The organism is Wenzhouxiangella marina (genome assembly GCF_001187785.1).
Lineage (GTDB): Bacteria > Pseudomonadota > Gammaproteobacteria > Xanthomonadales > Wenzhouxiangellaceae > Wenzhouxiangella > Wenzhouxiangella marina.
Genome location: NZ_CP012154.1, coordinates 2,492,286 through 2,505,656, shown reverse-complemented (window position 1 = coordinate 2,505,656; position 13,371 = coordinate 2,492,286). Strand labels below are relative to the sequence as shown.

Here is a 13,371-nt window from a genome sequence, read left to right as displayed (position 1 = left end):
GACATGGAACTCATCAAATCCAATACCACCATCGACTTCATGGGCCGGCGCAACCTGGCCCTGGTCTTCTCGGGTCTGCTGATCATCGCGGCGATCGCCTCCCTGGCGGTGCGCGGCATCAACTTCGGCCTGGACTTCACCGGCGGCACCCTGGTGGAAGTCACCTATCCCGAAGCCCCGGACCTGACCGCGGTCAGAGGCCAGCTCGACGGCGCCGGCTTCGAGAACTTCACCGTGCAGACCTTCGGCAGCGCCCGCGATATCGTCATTCGCGTGCCGGCCGAGGCCGAGCAGACCTCCGATGCGGGCCTGAGCAACCGTGTCCTCGAAACCCTGAGCGAGGGTGAGACGGGCGTGGAGCTGCGGCGGGTCGAGTTCGTCGGTCCGCAGGTGGGCCAGGAGCTGGCCAACCAGGGCGGTCTGGCCCTGATCTACGCCCTGTTCGGCATCCTGCTCTACATTTCCTTCCGCTTCCAGTGGCGCTTCGCCGTCGGCGCGGTGGCGGCCCTGGTGCACGACGTGCTCGTGGTGGTCGGAGTGCTGTCGATCCTGCAGGTCAGCTTCGACCTGACCGTGGTCGCGGCCCTGCTGGCGGTGATCGGTTACTCCCTCAACGACACGATCGTCGTCTACGACCGCCTCCGTGAGAACTTCCGCGTCAAGCGCAAGGGCACGCCGAGCGAGCTGTGCAATCTGTCGGTCAACCAGATGCTCGGCCGCACGATCATGACCTCGCTGACCACCCTGCTGGTGCTGATCGCGCTGTTCTACTTCGGCGGCGAGATCATCCATGCCTTCGCCTTCACCCTGCTGGTGGGTGTGATCGTCGGTACCTACTCGTCGATCTACATCGCCGGTTCGGCGGCCATCCTGCTGGGCGTGTCCAAGCAGGACCTGATGCCGGTCGAGCGTCCTTCCGACGACGAGCCGACGGTCGAGGCCCTGCCGGAACGTTTCCGCAACCGCGGCGCCTGATCGCGTGCATTTCGGGCGGTTCTGCCTGATCCTGCTCGGCGCCTGCCTTGCGGCCAGCCTGGCCGCGGCGCAGGCGCCCGAGCGCTTTCTGGTCGAGAGCAGCCTCTGGCTCGACGGCGAGGCGCAGACCGTGCCGGTCCTGGTGGTCACCGCGGCAGAGCCCGGCCTGCTGCTGCCCGAGACGGTCAGCGAAGGTGGCTGGCGGATGGAAATCCAGGCCCGGCCCGTCGACGATCCGCTCTCGCCCAGCGATTCGCTGTGGATCGAAGTGACCCTGAGCCTGTTCGAGGACGGCCAGTGGCTGCCCCTGATCGATTCCATGCTCGGCGTGCCCGAGGGCGAGACCGCGACCCTTTCGGTGGTCGAGGAGGGCCAGCAGGCCAGCCCCGAGACGGCGCAGGTCTACCTGCAGCTCAAGACCTCGCGCCTGCGCCCGGCCGACTGAGCTGGCCGCCGGGTGGAGCGCAAGCGTCCCTCCAGATTCCTCGGCGGCTTGACGGCCGCGATCCTGCTTCTATTGACCCTCTGGTTCGGTCTGGTGCCCGCACCCGAGGAGCAGCGTTCGACCTACATCCTGGCCACGGCCACGACGGGGGGCACCTTCTATCCCGTCGGCGTGGCCATCGCGACGCTCAGCAAGCAGGTGCTGGAACCCCGGGAAGGGGTGTCCCTGGCGGCGATCAGCAGCGCCGGCTCGGAGGAGAATCTGCGTCTGCTGAGAAGCGGGGAGGCCGGCTTCGCCATTCTTCAGGGGCTCTACGGCGCCTGGGCCTGGCGCGGATCCGGGCGCCTCGAGGCACAGGCGCCGTTCACCGAGCTGCGCAGCGTCACCGCGCTCTGGCCCAACGTCGAGCATTTCCTGATTCGCGCGGAGCTGGCCGAGCAGGGCAGTCTTTCCGACCTCGCGTCCACACCCGGGCTCCGATTCTCCATCGGCGCCCGCTATTCCGGGACCGAAGGCTCGAATCGCTTCCTGCTGGAAGCGCTCGGTCTGGATCCGGACCGCGATTTCGAGCTGGTCTACCAGGGCTATGGCGCCAGCGCCGACGCCTTCCAGAACCAGCGCATCGATGGCATGAACACGCCCGCCGGGGTGCCCGTGGCGGCCGTGACCCGGGCCCTGGCCGCGGCCGGCGATCAGGCTCGCCTGCTCTCGGTCAGTGCTTCCGAGCGGGCCCTGATCGACGCGCGGATTCCCGGCCTGTGGCGTCCCTACACGATCGCCGCAGGGACCTATCCGGGGCAGCAGGAGCCGGTGCAGACGATCGCGCAGGTCAATTTCCTGGCGGCCACGGCCAGCGTGCCCGAGGAGCACGTCTATCAGCTGCTGGTGATGCTCTACGAGCACCTGGATTTCCTGCAGGCCTTTCACGCGGCCACGCGGGCGATGACGCTGCCTTCGGCCACCGATGGGTTGCCCGTGCCTCTGCATCCCGGCGCCGTTCGCTTCTACCGCGAGCAGGGGCTGGAGCTTCCTGATGCCCTGATCCCATCGCCTCGGGAGGTCGACGATGGCCCGCTGGATTGAGTCGCTGGAGGCGGCGGCGCGACGGATCGAGCCGGCGCATCATTCCGAGGCGGAGCCGGTGCGCTCGGTCGTGCTGTTTCTCTGGGCGGCGCTCGTCGCACTGGCCCATCTGCTGCTGAACACCGTCTGGCTGCTGCCGGAGCTCCAGGTGGCCGTGTTTCACTTTGCCAGCCTGGGTCTGCTGGCTCTGGGCTGGTTGCAGGCGCCGCCCCGAAGCCGGATCGGTCGGTGGCTGTCGATGGCCGCCGGGCTGGTGCTGGTGCTTGCCGCGGTCGCTGTCGTGGTCCTGGAGACGCCGCTGTACGAGCGCGGCCTGGTCTTCGGCTGGCTGGACTGGCTGGCCTGCGTCCTGATCGTGGGGCTGGCGATCGAGCTGGGTCGGCGCGCGGCCGGCTGGCTGATTCCGATCCTGATCCTGGCGCTGCTGGCCTACGCCGCCGGACTCGGCCGGAATCTGGGCGGTGTCTTCGCGTTTCCGGGCCTGGGTCTGGACACCCTGCTGTTCAGGGCCGTGTTCACCTCCGAAGGCCTGTTCGGCACGATCGCCAGGATTTCCTGGTCCTACGTCTTCATGTTCGTGCTCTTCGGTGCCTTTCTGCTGCGTTCCGGCGCCGGCGAGCTCATTCTCGGCCTGGCGCATCGCGCGGCCGGACGCTGGACCGGCGGTCCCGGTCTGGTGGCGGTGGGCGCATCGGGGCTGATGGGCTCGATCACCGGTTCGGCCGTCGCGAACACCGCCTCCACCGGGGTGATCACCATCCCCTTGATGAAGCGCAGCGGCTTTCCACCGCGCTTCGCCGCCGGCATCGAGGCCGCCGCCTCGACCGGTGGGCAGCTGATGCCGCCGGTGATGGGGGCCGGGGCCTTCCTGATGGCCAACTTCACCGGCCTGAGTTACCTGAGCATCCTCGGCGCGGCCCTGCTGCCGGCGATCCTTTATTTCTGCTCGCTGGCCTTCATGGTCCGCATTCGGGCCCGCCGCCTGGGTCTGGTGCCGGCGCCGCTCGACGAGAAGGAGGGTCTTGGTGAGACGACTGCGGGCTGGGCGCTGCTGCTGCCGCTGGCCGTTCTCATCGGTCTGCTGGTCGCCGGCTTCACGCCCGTCTACGCGGCCGGCCTGGCGATCCTGGCCGTGGTGGCCGCCTCCTGGCTGACGCCCCGGCCGATGGGGCTGCTGGCCATCCTGGAAGCCCTGGCGATGGGCGCGCGCAACATGATGGCCACGGCCATGCTGCTGATCGCCGTCGGCCTGATCGTCAACGTGCTCACCACCACCGGCCTGGGCAACACCCTGTCGATCATGATCGCCCAGTGGTCCGGCTCCAGTCTGTTGATCGCCCTGGCGCTGGTCGCCCTGGCGTCCCTGGTCCTTGGCATGGGCCTGCCGGTCACGGCCGCCTACATCGTGCTGGCGGCCGTGTCCGCGCCCACCCTGCATGCATTGATCCTGCAGGCCGATCTGGCCCAGGCCCTGGCGGCCGGTCAGGTCAGCGAACTGGCCCGCGAGGCGGTGCTGCTCGCCAGCCCTTCGGCCGAGGCCTGGCTGGGTCAGCCGATGCCCCTGGACCAGGCCCAGTCCCTGGTCGCGGCGATGACGCCGGACCTGCAGCGCACGGCCGCCGAGGCCCTGCTCGATCCCGCTCTGCTGGCGGGCAGCCTGCTGGCGGCCCATCTGATCATCTTCTGGTTCAGCCAGGACTCCAACGTCACCCCACCGGTGGCCCTGGCGGCCTTCACGGCGGCCGGCATTGCCGGCGAACGGCCGATGGCCACCGGCCTGACGGCCTGGAAGCTGGCCAAGGGGCTCTACCTCATTCCCCTGTTGTTCGCCTACACGCCACTGGTCCGTGGCGACTGGCTGGAGGCCCTGAGCGTGGCCGGCTTCGCGCTGGCCGGCTTGTATGCCCTGGCCGGCGTGCTCGAGGGCTGGTTGGAAGGGCCGCTGTCGCTTCCCGCTCGCCTGGCCCTGCTGGGGCTGGGTGCCGGTCTGCTCTGGCCCATGTCCACGCCCTGGCTGGCTCTGGTCTGCCTGGCCGGACTGGTCGCCATGGTCTGGCGGACTCGCCGGGACTAGCTCATTAGGCCCATCGAGTCATGAATGATCCGGCCGCCCTTGATGGTGGCCACGCAGGCATTGGCGCGAAAGTGGTAGAGCCAGTGATTGATGTCGGGGGCGTCGATGATGGCGATGTCGGCCTGGTAGCCGGCCTGCAGGCTGCCGTGGCTGGCCTCGAGGCCCACGGCCCGGGCGGCGATCCGCGTCGCCGCGCGTAGCACCTCGGCAGGGCTCATGCCCTGGTTGATGCAGGCCAGCAGCAGGGCCAGGGGCAGGTGGTAGCTCGGCGCCGAGCCCGGATTGAAGTCGGTGGCGACGGCCACGTCGACCCCCGCATCGATCCACTTCCTGGCCGGCAGATAGGCTTCCCGCAGATAGAGCGAGGCCAGCGGCAGGCTGACCGCGACGGTGCCGGCGCGGGCCATGGCGGCGATATCGTCGTCGCTGGCGTACTCCAGGTGCTCGGCGGAGACGGCGCCCAGTTCGGCCGCCAGTCCGGCCCCGCCGCCCGAGGAGAGCTGGTCGGCGTGGATCTTCAGGCCCAGGCCGTGTGTCCGGGCAGCGCCCAGAATGCGTCGGCCCTCCTGCAGATCGAAGGCGCCTTCCTCGATGAACACATCGCAGAAACGTGCCAGGCCGCGCTCGGCGACCTCGGGGATCAGACGCTCGCAGAGCAGCTCGACGTAGTCGGCTCGCTGCTCACGGTATTCCGGTGGGATCAGGTGGGCGCCCAGACAGGTCGGTACCAGTTCCACGGGCTGGCGCTGGCCAAGCTCGCGATAGACCTCGAGCTGCTTGATCTCGTCGTCGATGTTCAGTCCGTAGCCCGATTTGGCCTCGACCGTGGTCACGCCCAGGCGTGCCATCTCGTTCAGGGCGAGCGCGGCCTTGTCGACCAGCGCGTCCATGCTCGACTCGCGGGTCTTCCGGACGGTGCTGGTGATGCCGCCGCCGGCGGCCTGGATGTCCTGGTAGCTGGCGCCTTCCAGGCGCATCGCGAACTCGTCGCCGCGCCAGCCGCCGAAGCAGAGGTGCGTGTGGCAATCGATCAGGCCGGGGATCACGCAGCGGCCGCCGGCATCGAGGCGTTCGGCCGCGTTCATTTCCCGGGGAAGGGTGGCGGCCGGACCGGCATAGAGGATGGTCCCTTCTTCCCAGACCAGGGCGGCATCGTCGATGGCGCCGACCGCGTCCTGACCGCCATCGGCGGGCAGGCAGTACAGGGTCGAGATGTTGTCCAGGCGCTTCATCTTCGCGGTCTAGCGGGCAGCCCGGACGGCCTGTCGTACGGATTCCACCCAGTCGCCCGAGCGCAGCAGGCGGGTGCAGGCGTCGATGTCGGCACCGACTTCGTAGTCCTCGCTGGCGTGACCCACGTTCTGTCGAATCAGGGCATGGGCGTGCTGGACGCCGCGGCCGGGTTTGAGCGGCTGACGGAAATCGAGGGCCTGGGCGGCGGTCAGCATCTCGACCGAGAGCACGTGCTCGACGTTGTGCAGGACCTCGAGCAGTTTGAGTGCGCTGATCGAGCCCATGGAGACATGGTCTTCCTGGCCCAGGGAAGTCGGGATCGAGTCGACGCTGGCCGGATGGCAGAGGACCTTGTTCTCGCTGACCAGGGCGGCGGCGGTGTACTGCGGAATCATGAACCCGGAGTTGATCCCCGTGTCCTTCATCAGCAGCTTCGGCAGGCCGTCATGGCCTTCCAGCAGCAGGTAGGTGCGACGCTCGGAGATGCTGGCGAGCTCGGCCAGGGCGATGGCCGCGAAGTCGAGGCTGAGCGCCAGCGGCTGGCCGTGGAAGTTGCCGCCGGAGATGATGTCGCCGACCGCGTCGCCATCGCCCGGCTGGAAGACCAGGGGGTTGTCGGTGACGGAGTTCAATTCACACTCGATGACGCGCATGCAGTGGGCCAGGGCATCGCGGCTGGCGCCGTGGACCTGCGGGATGCAGCGCAGGCAGTAGGGATCCTGCACCTTGCCGCAGTCGCGGTGGGATTCGAGAATTTCCGACTCGGCCAGCAGCTGGCGGATATGCCGGGCCACCTCGACCTGGCCGGGATGCGGGCGCACGGCATGCACGCGGGCATCGAAGGGACGGGCCGAGCCCTGCAGGGCTTCCAGACTCATCGCACCGAGCACGTCGGCCGCGTCGAGCAGGTGCAGTGCGCGGTGCAGGACGAAGGCGCCGTAGGCCAGCATCAGCTGGGTGCCGTTGATCAGGGCCAGGCCGTCCTTGGCGGCCAGCTCCACCGCCTCCAGACCGTGGCGGGCCAGGGTGGCGGCCGCCGGCTCCGGCCCGCTTCGTTCCGCGTTCCAGCACTGGCCATGACCGATCAGCGGCAGGCTCATATGCGCCAGCGGCGCGAGATCGCCCGAGGCGCCGACGCTGCCCCGGGAGGGGATGTAGGGCACGATGTCGTGCTCGGCGAAGGCCAGCAGCTGCTTGAACACCGGCAGGGAGATGCCCGACTGCCCCAGGCTCAGGGCGTGGATCTTCAGCGACAGCATGAGCTGGCTGATTTCCACGGGAACGGGGGCGCCGGTGCCGCAGGCATGGCTCAGCAGCAGGTTGCGCTGCAGGCGTCCCAGCTGGTCCGGTCCGATCCGCTTGCTGGCCAGGGCGCCGAAGCCCGTGTTGACACCATAGATGGCCCTGTCGTCATCGAGGGCGGCATCGACCACCTCGCGCGAGCGGACGACGGCCTGCGGATTGGCTCGGGCCGCGGCCAGGCTCCGTTCCAGATCGGTGTAGAGGTGCTCGAGTTGAACGTGGATCGACATCATGACTCCCTGGCTCCTTGCATGGCGAGCCGATGGTTTCCAAGGCAGCGGAGAATAGTAGCAGTTCGATTCGCCCGGGCGGTTCCTGTCAGCGTGGACCCGGACGCCGCATGGCATGGTTTGCGACCCGTTGCCGCATTATCCGCTAGTGCCCCTTCTGCCTTCGGAGGCTTGTCAATGGTCCTTTCAAGAGCCCTGTCGTTCTGCCTGCTGCTCGCCTGCCTGCAAACGGCGTCGGCAACTCGCATTCTCAGCCTCGATCCACAGGGCAATCCGGTCGCTTTCGGGGCCCAGGTCGTGGACGTGTCCGGAAACGGTCGCTACGCCGTCCTGCAATCTCGCCAGTTGATCCCGGAAGACACGTCCGGTCAGGTGCAGGTCTACGTCTACGACCTGGTCACCGACGAGGTCGAACTGATCAGCGTCCAGCCCGATGGTCAGGCATCGGCGACATCGGTGGTCGGCTATGACAGCCCGCATTCCCGGGTGATTTCCTCGGACGGGCGCTACGTGCTGTTCCGGACCGCGGCCACCGACATCACGCCGGCGATCAACACGAACGGCCAGCAGCAGGTCTATCGCCGGGATCGCGAGCTCGGCATCACCGAGATCATGAGCGTGGCCGGCGACCGAACGACGGCGGCCAACCAGAGCATTGTCGAGTACACCATGGACTGCACGGGTCAGCAGGTCCTGTTCCGGACCGCGGCCACCAATCTGACGCCCGAAATGCAGGGCGGGGCCTTTCTGCACCAGGCCGACGCGCCGCCGGCCAGCGGCGTGGTGACCCGCAAGGCCTGCAGCGATGACAACGGTGGTTTTCTGGCCTGCGCCAACTTCTCGCTCGGCAATGGCCTGATCAGTTTCATCGCCACTTCAACGGGCGTCGTCCCGAACGACCCGCCCGGGCCTGACATCTTTGTCGCCAATGTGATCGACGGAAACAATCTCCTGGTGACCGAAGACGTCGGCACGATTGCCACGACCCGGCTCCATGGTCCCCCGACCTCCGCCTGCAGCGGCCACCGCATCGCCTTCACGACCAACGTCAATCTGTTCTTCAATCCGGACGGGACCTTCGAGCGGGATCTGTACGTGGTCGATACGGTCAGTGGTCAGAAGCTCCGCTTCGGCGATCCGGACTCGGCCGGTCAGAGCCTGGTCAACTCGACCAATCGTTTCGCCACGATCTCGGACAGCGGCCAGCTGGTCGGATTCCAGACGGCACTGAACCTCGACCCGCGTGACGGCAATGCCGCCTCGAGCGACAGCTATTTCATCGAGTTCAATCGAAGCTTCTCCGCCTACACCATCCACTATGTGGGCCACTGGAACGACAGCCCGTCGGACCGGACCAGCATCCTGCCCCATCTGGGCGACAACGGCATCGCGGTGTTCATGGCCGATCCGATCAATCCGCCCTGGCCGCAGACCAACGGCTTCCGCCACGCCTTTGCGAACCTGCCGCCGGGCAGTTTCGGCGTGATCTTCCAGAATCGCTTTCAGCAGGTGCCCTAGTGGCTTACTAGCCCGCCATATTCATGGATGTTGCGGGCTAGCCAGGTGAGGCATCGAGGGTGCGGTTGAGCCAGGCGCGGGCCGCGGTCCAGTGGCGATTGACGGTGCGCGGGGACAGTCCGAGGGAACGGGCGGTTTCCTCGTTGCTCAGGCCGGCGAAGTACTTCAGCTTCACCACCTGGGCCATGCTGTGGTCGAGGGACTCGAGCTGGGTCAGGGCTTCATCGAGATCGACGAGGTCGGAGTCGAGGCCCGGGGAACCCATCTTCAGGGTGTCGAGTTCCACTCTGGCCAGCTGCCCGCCGCGCTTCTGGGTCCGCGCCGCGCGCGCATAGTCCACCGCCACTCTCCGCATGGCCTCGGCGGCCGCGGCGAAGAAATGACCGCGATGATCCCATTCGGGAGCGTTGCTGCCGATCAGGCGCAGATAGGCTTCATGGACCAGGGCCGTCGCCGGTAGCGTCATCAGGCCGGCCTCGTTCCTGAGGCGGGATCGCGCCAGCTTGCGCAGGTCCTCATACACCAGCGGAAGGAGCTTCTCGCTGGCGGCGCTCGGTTGATCTCGGAGCTCTTCGAGCAGTTGCGTGACGCTACCCATCCGTTCACTATGATCGAGTCGAGATGATTCGGGAACCATCCGCCATGAACACGTCGAGCGGCGGGTCGAGCGGCACGCCGGGCTGGAACGAGCTCTGGTCCCATTTCCACCGTATAGTGGCCCTGGATCAGGCCGAACGCAAGGCCGAACTGGCGGCTTTGCCGCCGGAGCAGGCGGCCGAGATCGATGCGCTGCTGCGTGCGCACGACCAGGACGACAGTCTGCTGGACCGGCCGGTCGTGTTGAGCAACGAGATCCAGGCCGGGATCCGCATCGGGCCATGGCGACTGGATTCCCTGCTCGGCGAAGGTGGCATGGGGCAGGTCTGGTCGGCCGAACGAGCCGACGGTGCCTATCAGCAGCGGGTCGCCATCAAGCTCCTGGCCCTGGGGCTGCCCGATGCCGCGATGATGGAGCGCCTGGCGCGCGAGCGAGCGATTCTCGCTCGCCTCGATCATCCCAATATCGCACGCCTGCTCGACGGTGGAACGCTGGGGAACGGCCAGCCCTATCTGGTCATGGAGCGGGTCGACGGTGAGGCGCTCATGCGCTTCGCGGAGGACCGTCAGCTCAGCGTGCGATCGCGCCTGGAGCTGATGCGAAAGATCTGCGCGGCCGTCGACCATGCGCATCGCCGGCTCATTGTCCATCGGGATCTGAAGCCGGCCAATATCCTGGTCACCGACGCCGGCGAGCCGAAGCTGCTCGATTTCGGCATCGCTCGCCTCCTCGACCCCGATTCAACGGACCAACGAACCCGGGCCTTCGAGCGCCGCCTGACCCTCGAGTACGCCAGTCCGGAGCAGCTCAGGGGCGATCCCGTCGACACCCGCAGCGATGCCTTCTCGCTCGGCGTGATTCTCCACGAATTGCTGGTCGGGCAACGTCCCTGGGCGGTCGAGGGTTGTACGGCCGAACAGGCGCATGCCCGGGTCACCGGTCAGCCTCCGCGGCGCGTCAGTCGGGTGGCCGGCGATGCCGCCCTGCGCCGGCGCCTCAAGGGCGATCTGGACTGGATCGTCGCTCGCGCCCTGGACGCCGATCCCGAGCGCCGCTACGCCGATGCACGCGAACTGGGCGAGGACCTCGAGCGGGCGCTGGAAGGCTTCCCCGTGCAGGCCCGACCGCCCAGCCGATCCTATCGAGTCAAGCGCTTCATCGGGCGCCATCCCTGGGGCGTGGGCGCCGGCTTCACGGTTCTCGCGCTGATGCTTTCCGCTGGCACGATCCTCTGGGTCCAGTCTCGTGCCCTGACTCATGCGCTGGCCGCCGAGCAGCAGCAGACCGCGCGGGCGGCGTCCCTGTCCGAGTTTCTCGCCGAGCTGCTGGTCGAGGCGGACCCGGAAGTGCACCAGGGCGATCCGCGAAGCGTCGAACAGGTGCTGGCCGATGCTGCCGGCCGGATCGAGCGGGAGTTCGAGGATCAGCCGGCCCTGAAGGCCGAGTTGTTGACGACCCTGGCTGGAATCCTCTACAACCGCGGCGACTATGCGCGGGCCCGGGAATTGACCGACGCGGCCCTGGCCCTCGGCGGGGCGGCGCCGGCGTTTCCTGTCCGGATGCTGAAGCTGCGCCTGGCCCTGGTCGATGGTCGCTTCGACGAGGTGCTGCGCTCGAGTGAGCGCATGCTGGCTTCGGGTGACTTCGAGCAGGCCGATCAGCTCAGGGTGATCCGGGCCGAGGCCTTCCAGGCGATGGATGATCTGGCATCCGCCGCCCACGCTCTGGCGGGCCTCGATCCGGCCGGCCGGGCTGGCGATGCGGCCATCGAGGCCTGGTTCCGCCAGGGTGGTCTGCACTGGGGGCGGGGTGATTTCGACGCGGCCGAGACCAGCTACCGCGAGGCCCTGGCCCTGCAGATCGCGTCCTACGGAGCGGCCTCGACCCAGGCGGCCAGAGGTCTCAATGCGCTGGCCTCGGTGCGCTATCGCCAGGGCGACCTCGAAGAGGCGGAGCGATTGTTCCGGGAGGTGCTCGAGCGCCACGAGTCCATTCTGGGTCCTCGCCATCCGCAGACCGCCGAGACGCGGGTTCGCCTCGGCGCCTTGCTCTATGACCGCGGCGAGCACGAAGCGGCGATCATCGCGCTGGAACAGGCCCTGGCCGAGCAGACCGAGGCCTTCGGGGCGGCCCATCCTGCCCTGGCCAATACCCACAACAACCTGGCGCTGGCGCTGGCCGCGCAATCGGACTTCACCCGTGCCGAGGCGCAGTTCCACGCAGCGCTGGCGATCAATCGCGAGGCCCTCGGCCCGGCGCACAGCAAGGTGGCGGGCAATCTGTCCAACCTCGGCTGGATGCGGATCGAACAGGGTGCGCCCCGCGAGGCACTGCCCTTGTTGAGGGAGGCGCTGGCCCTGCAGCGCGAGTTGTTTCCCGAGGCTCATCCTCAGCTGGCCTATACGCTGCACCACCTGGGTCGAGCGACACTGATGAACGGCGAGCTCGAAGCAGCCATGGACTGGCTGTCCGAGGCCTTGGCCATCCGCCGCGCGGTCCATTCGGAAAACCACCCCCTGCTTGCCGATACGCTCGTGGTTCTGGGGCAGGCCGAGCAGGCCGTCGGCCGGCCCGAACAGGCGCTTGCGCTGTGGCATGAGGCGCTGGAGATTCGCCGGCACCGTTTCGGTGAGGACGACTCGAGGACCCGACAGGTGCGGGCGCTGCTGCAGGAATCGGGGGTCACCGGTGGAGCGCCTTGAGATGAGCCGTTTTCGAGAGCAGGCTTGTTCAGAGGTCCCCTAGTTCTTCATCCACCGACGAAGCCAGTCCCGGAACCGTGGCAGCTGGCCACCCGAGAGCACGGCGATGCCCTGGGCGTCGGCCCGTTTGACGATCAGCTCTGGCACTTCGCGTGCACTGAGGAGCACGGCATTGCCGGGCAGGGAGCTCAAACGGTCGGCGATGCTGTCGAGCTTGTAGAGGATGCGGGCGGTGGTGTCGCCGCGGCCCATGTTGGCGGTCTTGCATTCCACCGTCAGGGCCCGGTTGTGATGCAGCACGAACAGGTCGAGTTCGTTGCGCGGTTCCATGCCGCGACCGCCGTTCCAGGTCAGTTCCAGGCCGGCGCTGAGATGCTCGACCTCGAGCTCGCTGGCGGTCAGCCAGGCGTACTCTTCCAGCCAGCCGCCGGCGAGGTAGCGGCAGGCGGCCGTGCTCTGGAACACCAGCTCGCGACGGCCATCGTAGTCGATCAGACCCGCGCTCTGGAAGGCATCGAGCATCTCGCGCAGGGCCTGGCCGGGCTGGCGAGACAGGTGCTGGCGAGGGTAGGTCAGGGCTTCGGTTTCGCGGTCCAGGGCGCGGATGGCGACGTAGTTGAGTGCGCCGATGGAGCCGCCGAGTTCACCGCAGCGTCGGGCCATTTCCAGGCTCAGTTCGCGGCGTTCATGGGCGTTTTCGGCATAGTCGGTCGAGTCGCTGGAAGCGCGTCTCAAGGTCGCCCCGCAGGCGCCGAGGTAGTCGTCCGGCACGAGCAGGCTGGGCACTTCGCTGAGCGTGATCGGCGACGGGCGAAGCTGGACCATTCGTCGCGCCTGGCCGGTGAGGGCCAGGACCCGCAGATCCCGTTCCTCGAGCAGGCCGGCCAGGACCTGTTCGGCCACCAGTTCCCAGGGGCTGGCGGAGGCGCCCAGCGCCAGGATCAGAGGGGCATCCCGCTCGCCCTCGATCACCGGCGCCAGCAGCTCGATCAGCGCGCCAGACGGATCCGTGCAGTTGTCGAATTCGGGCAGGCTCAGTTTCTCGCTGGGCAGGCCGTGCCCGCCCAGCAGGCGACCGAGGCTCGCCTGTGAGTCGGCGTGCTCGGGCGTGGCCAGCAGCCACACCCGCTCGGGGCGAAGATGCAGGGGCAGCACCAGATCATGCAGCGCATCCCCCGAGGGGAACAGCAGCAGGTTCAACGTCTTCGGCT

10 protein-coding genes are annotated in these 13,371 nt (G+C 67.9%); 6 read left to right on the top strand and 4 right to left on the bottom strand.

From position 1 onward, the window contains the following. The first annotated feature begins 3 nt into the window (after window positions 1-3). Genes secF through WM2015_RS10690 form a run of 4 tightly spaced genes read left to right on the top strand, consistent with a single transcriptional unit; the run spans window position 4 to window position 4,577 of the window. On the top strand, window positions 4-975 hold the full coding sequence (secF, locus tag WM2015_RS10705) for a protein translocase subunit SecF (RefSeq protein ID WP_049726037.1): 972 nt from the start codon (window positions 4-6) through the stop codon (window positions 973-975). A 4-nt stretch (window positions 976-979) separates the two neighbouring features. Next, a complete protein-coding gene (locus WM2015_RS10700) occupies window positions 980-1,420 on the top strand; it encodes a hypothetical protein (protein ID WP_049726036.1) in 441 nt (146 codons plus the stop codon). Between the two features lie 12 nt (window positions 1,421-1,432). Continuing rightward, complete coding sequence (locus tag WM2015_RS10695; protein WP_082169668.1) at window positions 1,433-2,503, top strand: TAXI family TRAP transporter solute-binding subunit; 1,071 nt, start codon at window positions 1,433-1,435, stop codon at window positions 2,501-2,503. Continuing rightward, entirely contained in the window at window positions 2,487-4,577 is a 2,091-nt protein-coding gene (locus WM2015_RS10690; protein WP_082169667.1) for a TRAP transporter permease, read from the top strand. Before WM2015_RS10695 ends, WM2015_RS10690 begins: the two co-directional genes overlap by 17 nt. Here the strand turns inward: WM2015_RS10690 and hutI are convergent. Both hutI and hutH read right to left on the bottom strand, forming a co-directional pair. Beyond that, the gene (gene hutI / locus WM2015_RS10685) at window positions 4,574-5,809 is read right to left on the bottom strand and encodes an imidazolonepropionase (RefSeq protein WP_049726034.1); all 1,236 of its coding nucleotides are present in this window, start codon (window positions 5,807-5,809) and stop codon (window positions 4,574-4,576) included. The genes WM2015_RS10690 and hutI overlap by 4 nt on opposite strands. Before the next feature lie 9 nt (window positions 5,810-5,818). Beyond that, the gene (gene hutH / locus WM2015_RS10680) at window positions 5,819-7,345 is read right to left on the bottom strand and encodes a histidine ammonia-lyase (protein WP_049726033.1); all 1,527 of its coding nucleotides are present in this window, start codon (window positions 7,343-7,345) and stop codon (window positions 5,819-5,821) included. Between the two features lie 174 nt (window positions 7,346-7,519). Between hutH and WM2015_RS10675 the strand changes: the two genes are divergently transcribed. Further along, complete coding sequence (locus tag WM2015_RS10675) at window positions 7,520-8,860, top strand: hypothetical protein (protein ID WP_049726032.1); 1,341 nt, start codon at window positions 7,520-7,522, stop codon at window positions 8,858-8,860. Window positions 8,861-8,897: 37 nt separating this feature from the next. Here the strand turns inward: WM2015_RS10675 and WM2015_RS10670 are convergent, their stop codons facing one another. Continuing rightward, entirely contained in the window at window positions 8,898-9,458 is a 561-nt protein-coding gene (locus WM2015_RS10670) for a sigma-70 family RNA polymerase sigma factor (protein WP_049726031.1), read from the bottom strand. Between the two features lie 44 nt (window positions 9,459-9,502). Here WM2015_RS10670 and WM2015_RS10665 point away from each other — a divergent pair, with 44 nt between their 5' ends. Next, complete coding sequence (locus WM2015_RS10665) at window positions 9,503-12,160, top strand: serine/threonine-protein kinase (protein ID WP_169751158.1); 2,658 nt, start codon at window positions 9,503-9,505, stop codon at window positions 12,158-12,160. A gap of 39 nt (window positions 12,161-12,199) precedes the next feature. Here the strand turns inward: WM2015_RS10665 and WM2015_RS10660 are convergent, their stop codons facing one another. Further along, window positions 12,200-13,360 carry a Card1-like endonuclease domain-containing protein gene (locus tag WM2015_RS10660; RefSeq protein ID WP_169751157.1) on the bottom strand — a complete coding sequence of 387 codons (1,161 nt, stop codon included), beginning with the start codon at window positions 13,358-13,360 and terminating at the stop codon, window positions 12,200-12,202. Window positions 13,361-13,371 lie beyond the last annotated feature (11 nt).

What these genes read in the sequence shown, in the direction of transcription:
- secF (WP_049726037.1), top strand. Translation starts at nt 4, where the DNA reads ATGGAACTCATCAAATCCAATACCACCATCGACTTCATGGGCCGGCGC.
- hutI (WP_049726034.1), bottom strand. Translation starts at nt 5,809, where the DNA reads ATGAAGCGCCTGGACAACATCTCGACCCTGTACTGCCTGCCCGCCGAT.
- WM2015_RS10670 (WP_049726031.1), bottom strand. Translation starts at nt 9,458, where the DNA reads ATGGGTAGCGTCACGCAACTGCTCGAAGAGCTCCGAGATCAACCGAGC.
- WM2015_RS10690 (WP_082169667.1), top strand. Translation starts at nt 2,487, where the DNA reads ATGGCCCGCTGGATTGAGTCGCTGGAGGCGGCGGCGCGACGGATCGAG.
- WM2015_RS10675 (WP_049726032.1), top strand. Translation starts at nt 7,520, where the DNA reads ATGGTCCTTTCAAGAGCCCTGTCGTTCTGCCTGCTGCTCGCCTGCCTG.
- WM2015_RS10665 (WP_169751158.1), top strand. Translation starts at nt 9,503, where the DNA reads ATGAACACGTCGAGCGGCGGGTCGAGCGGCACGCCGGGCTGGAACGAG.
- hutH (WP_049726033.1), bottom strand. Translation starts at nt 7,345, where the DNA reads ATGATGTCGATCCACGTTCAACTCGAGCACCTCTACACCGATCTGGAA.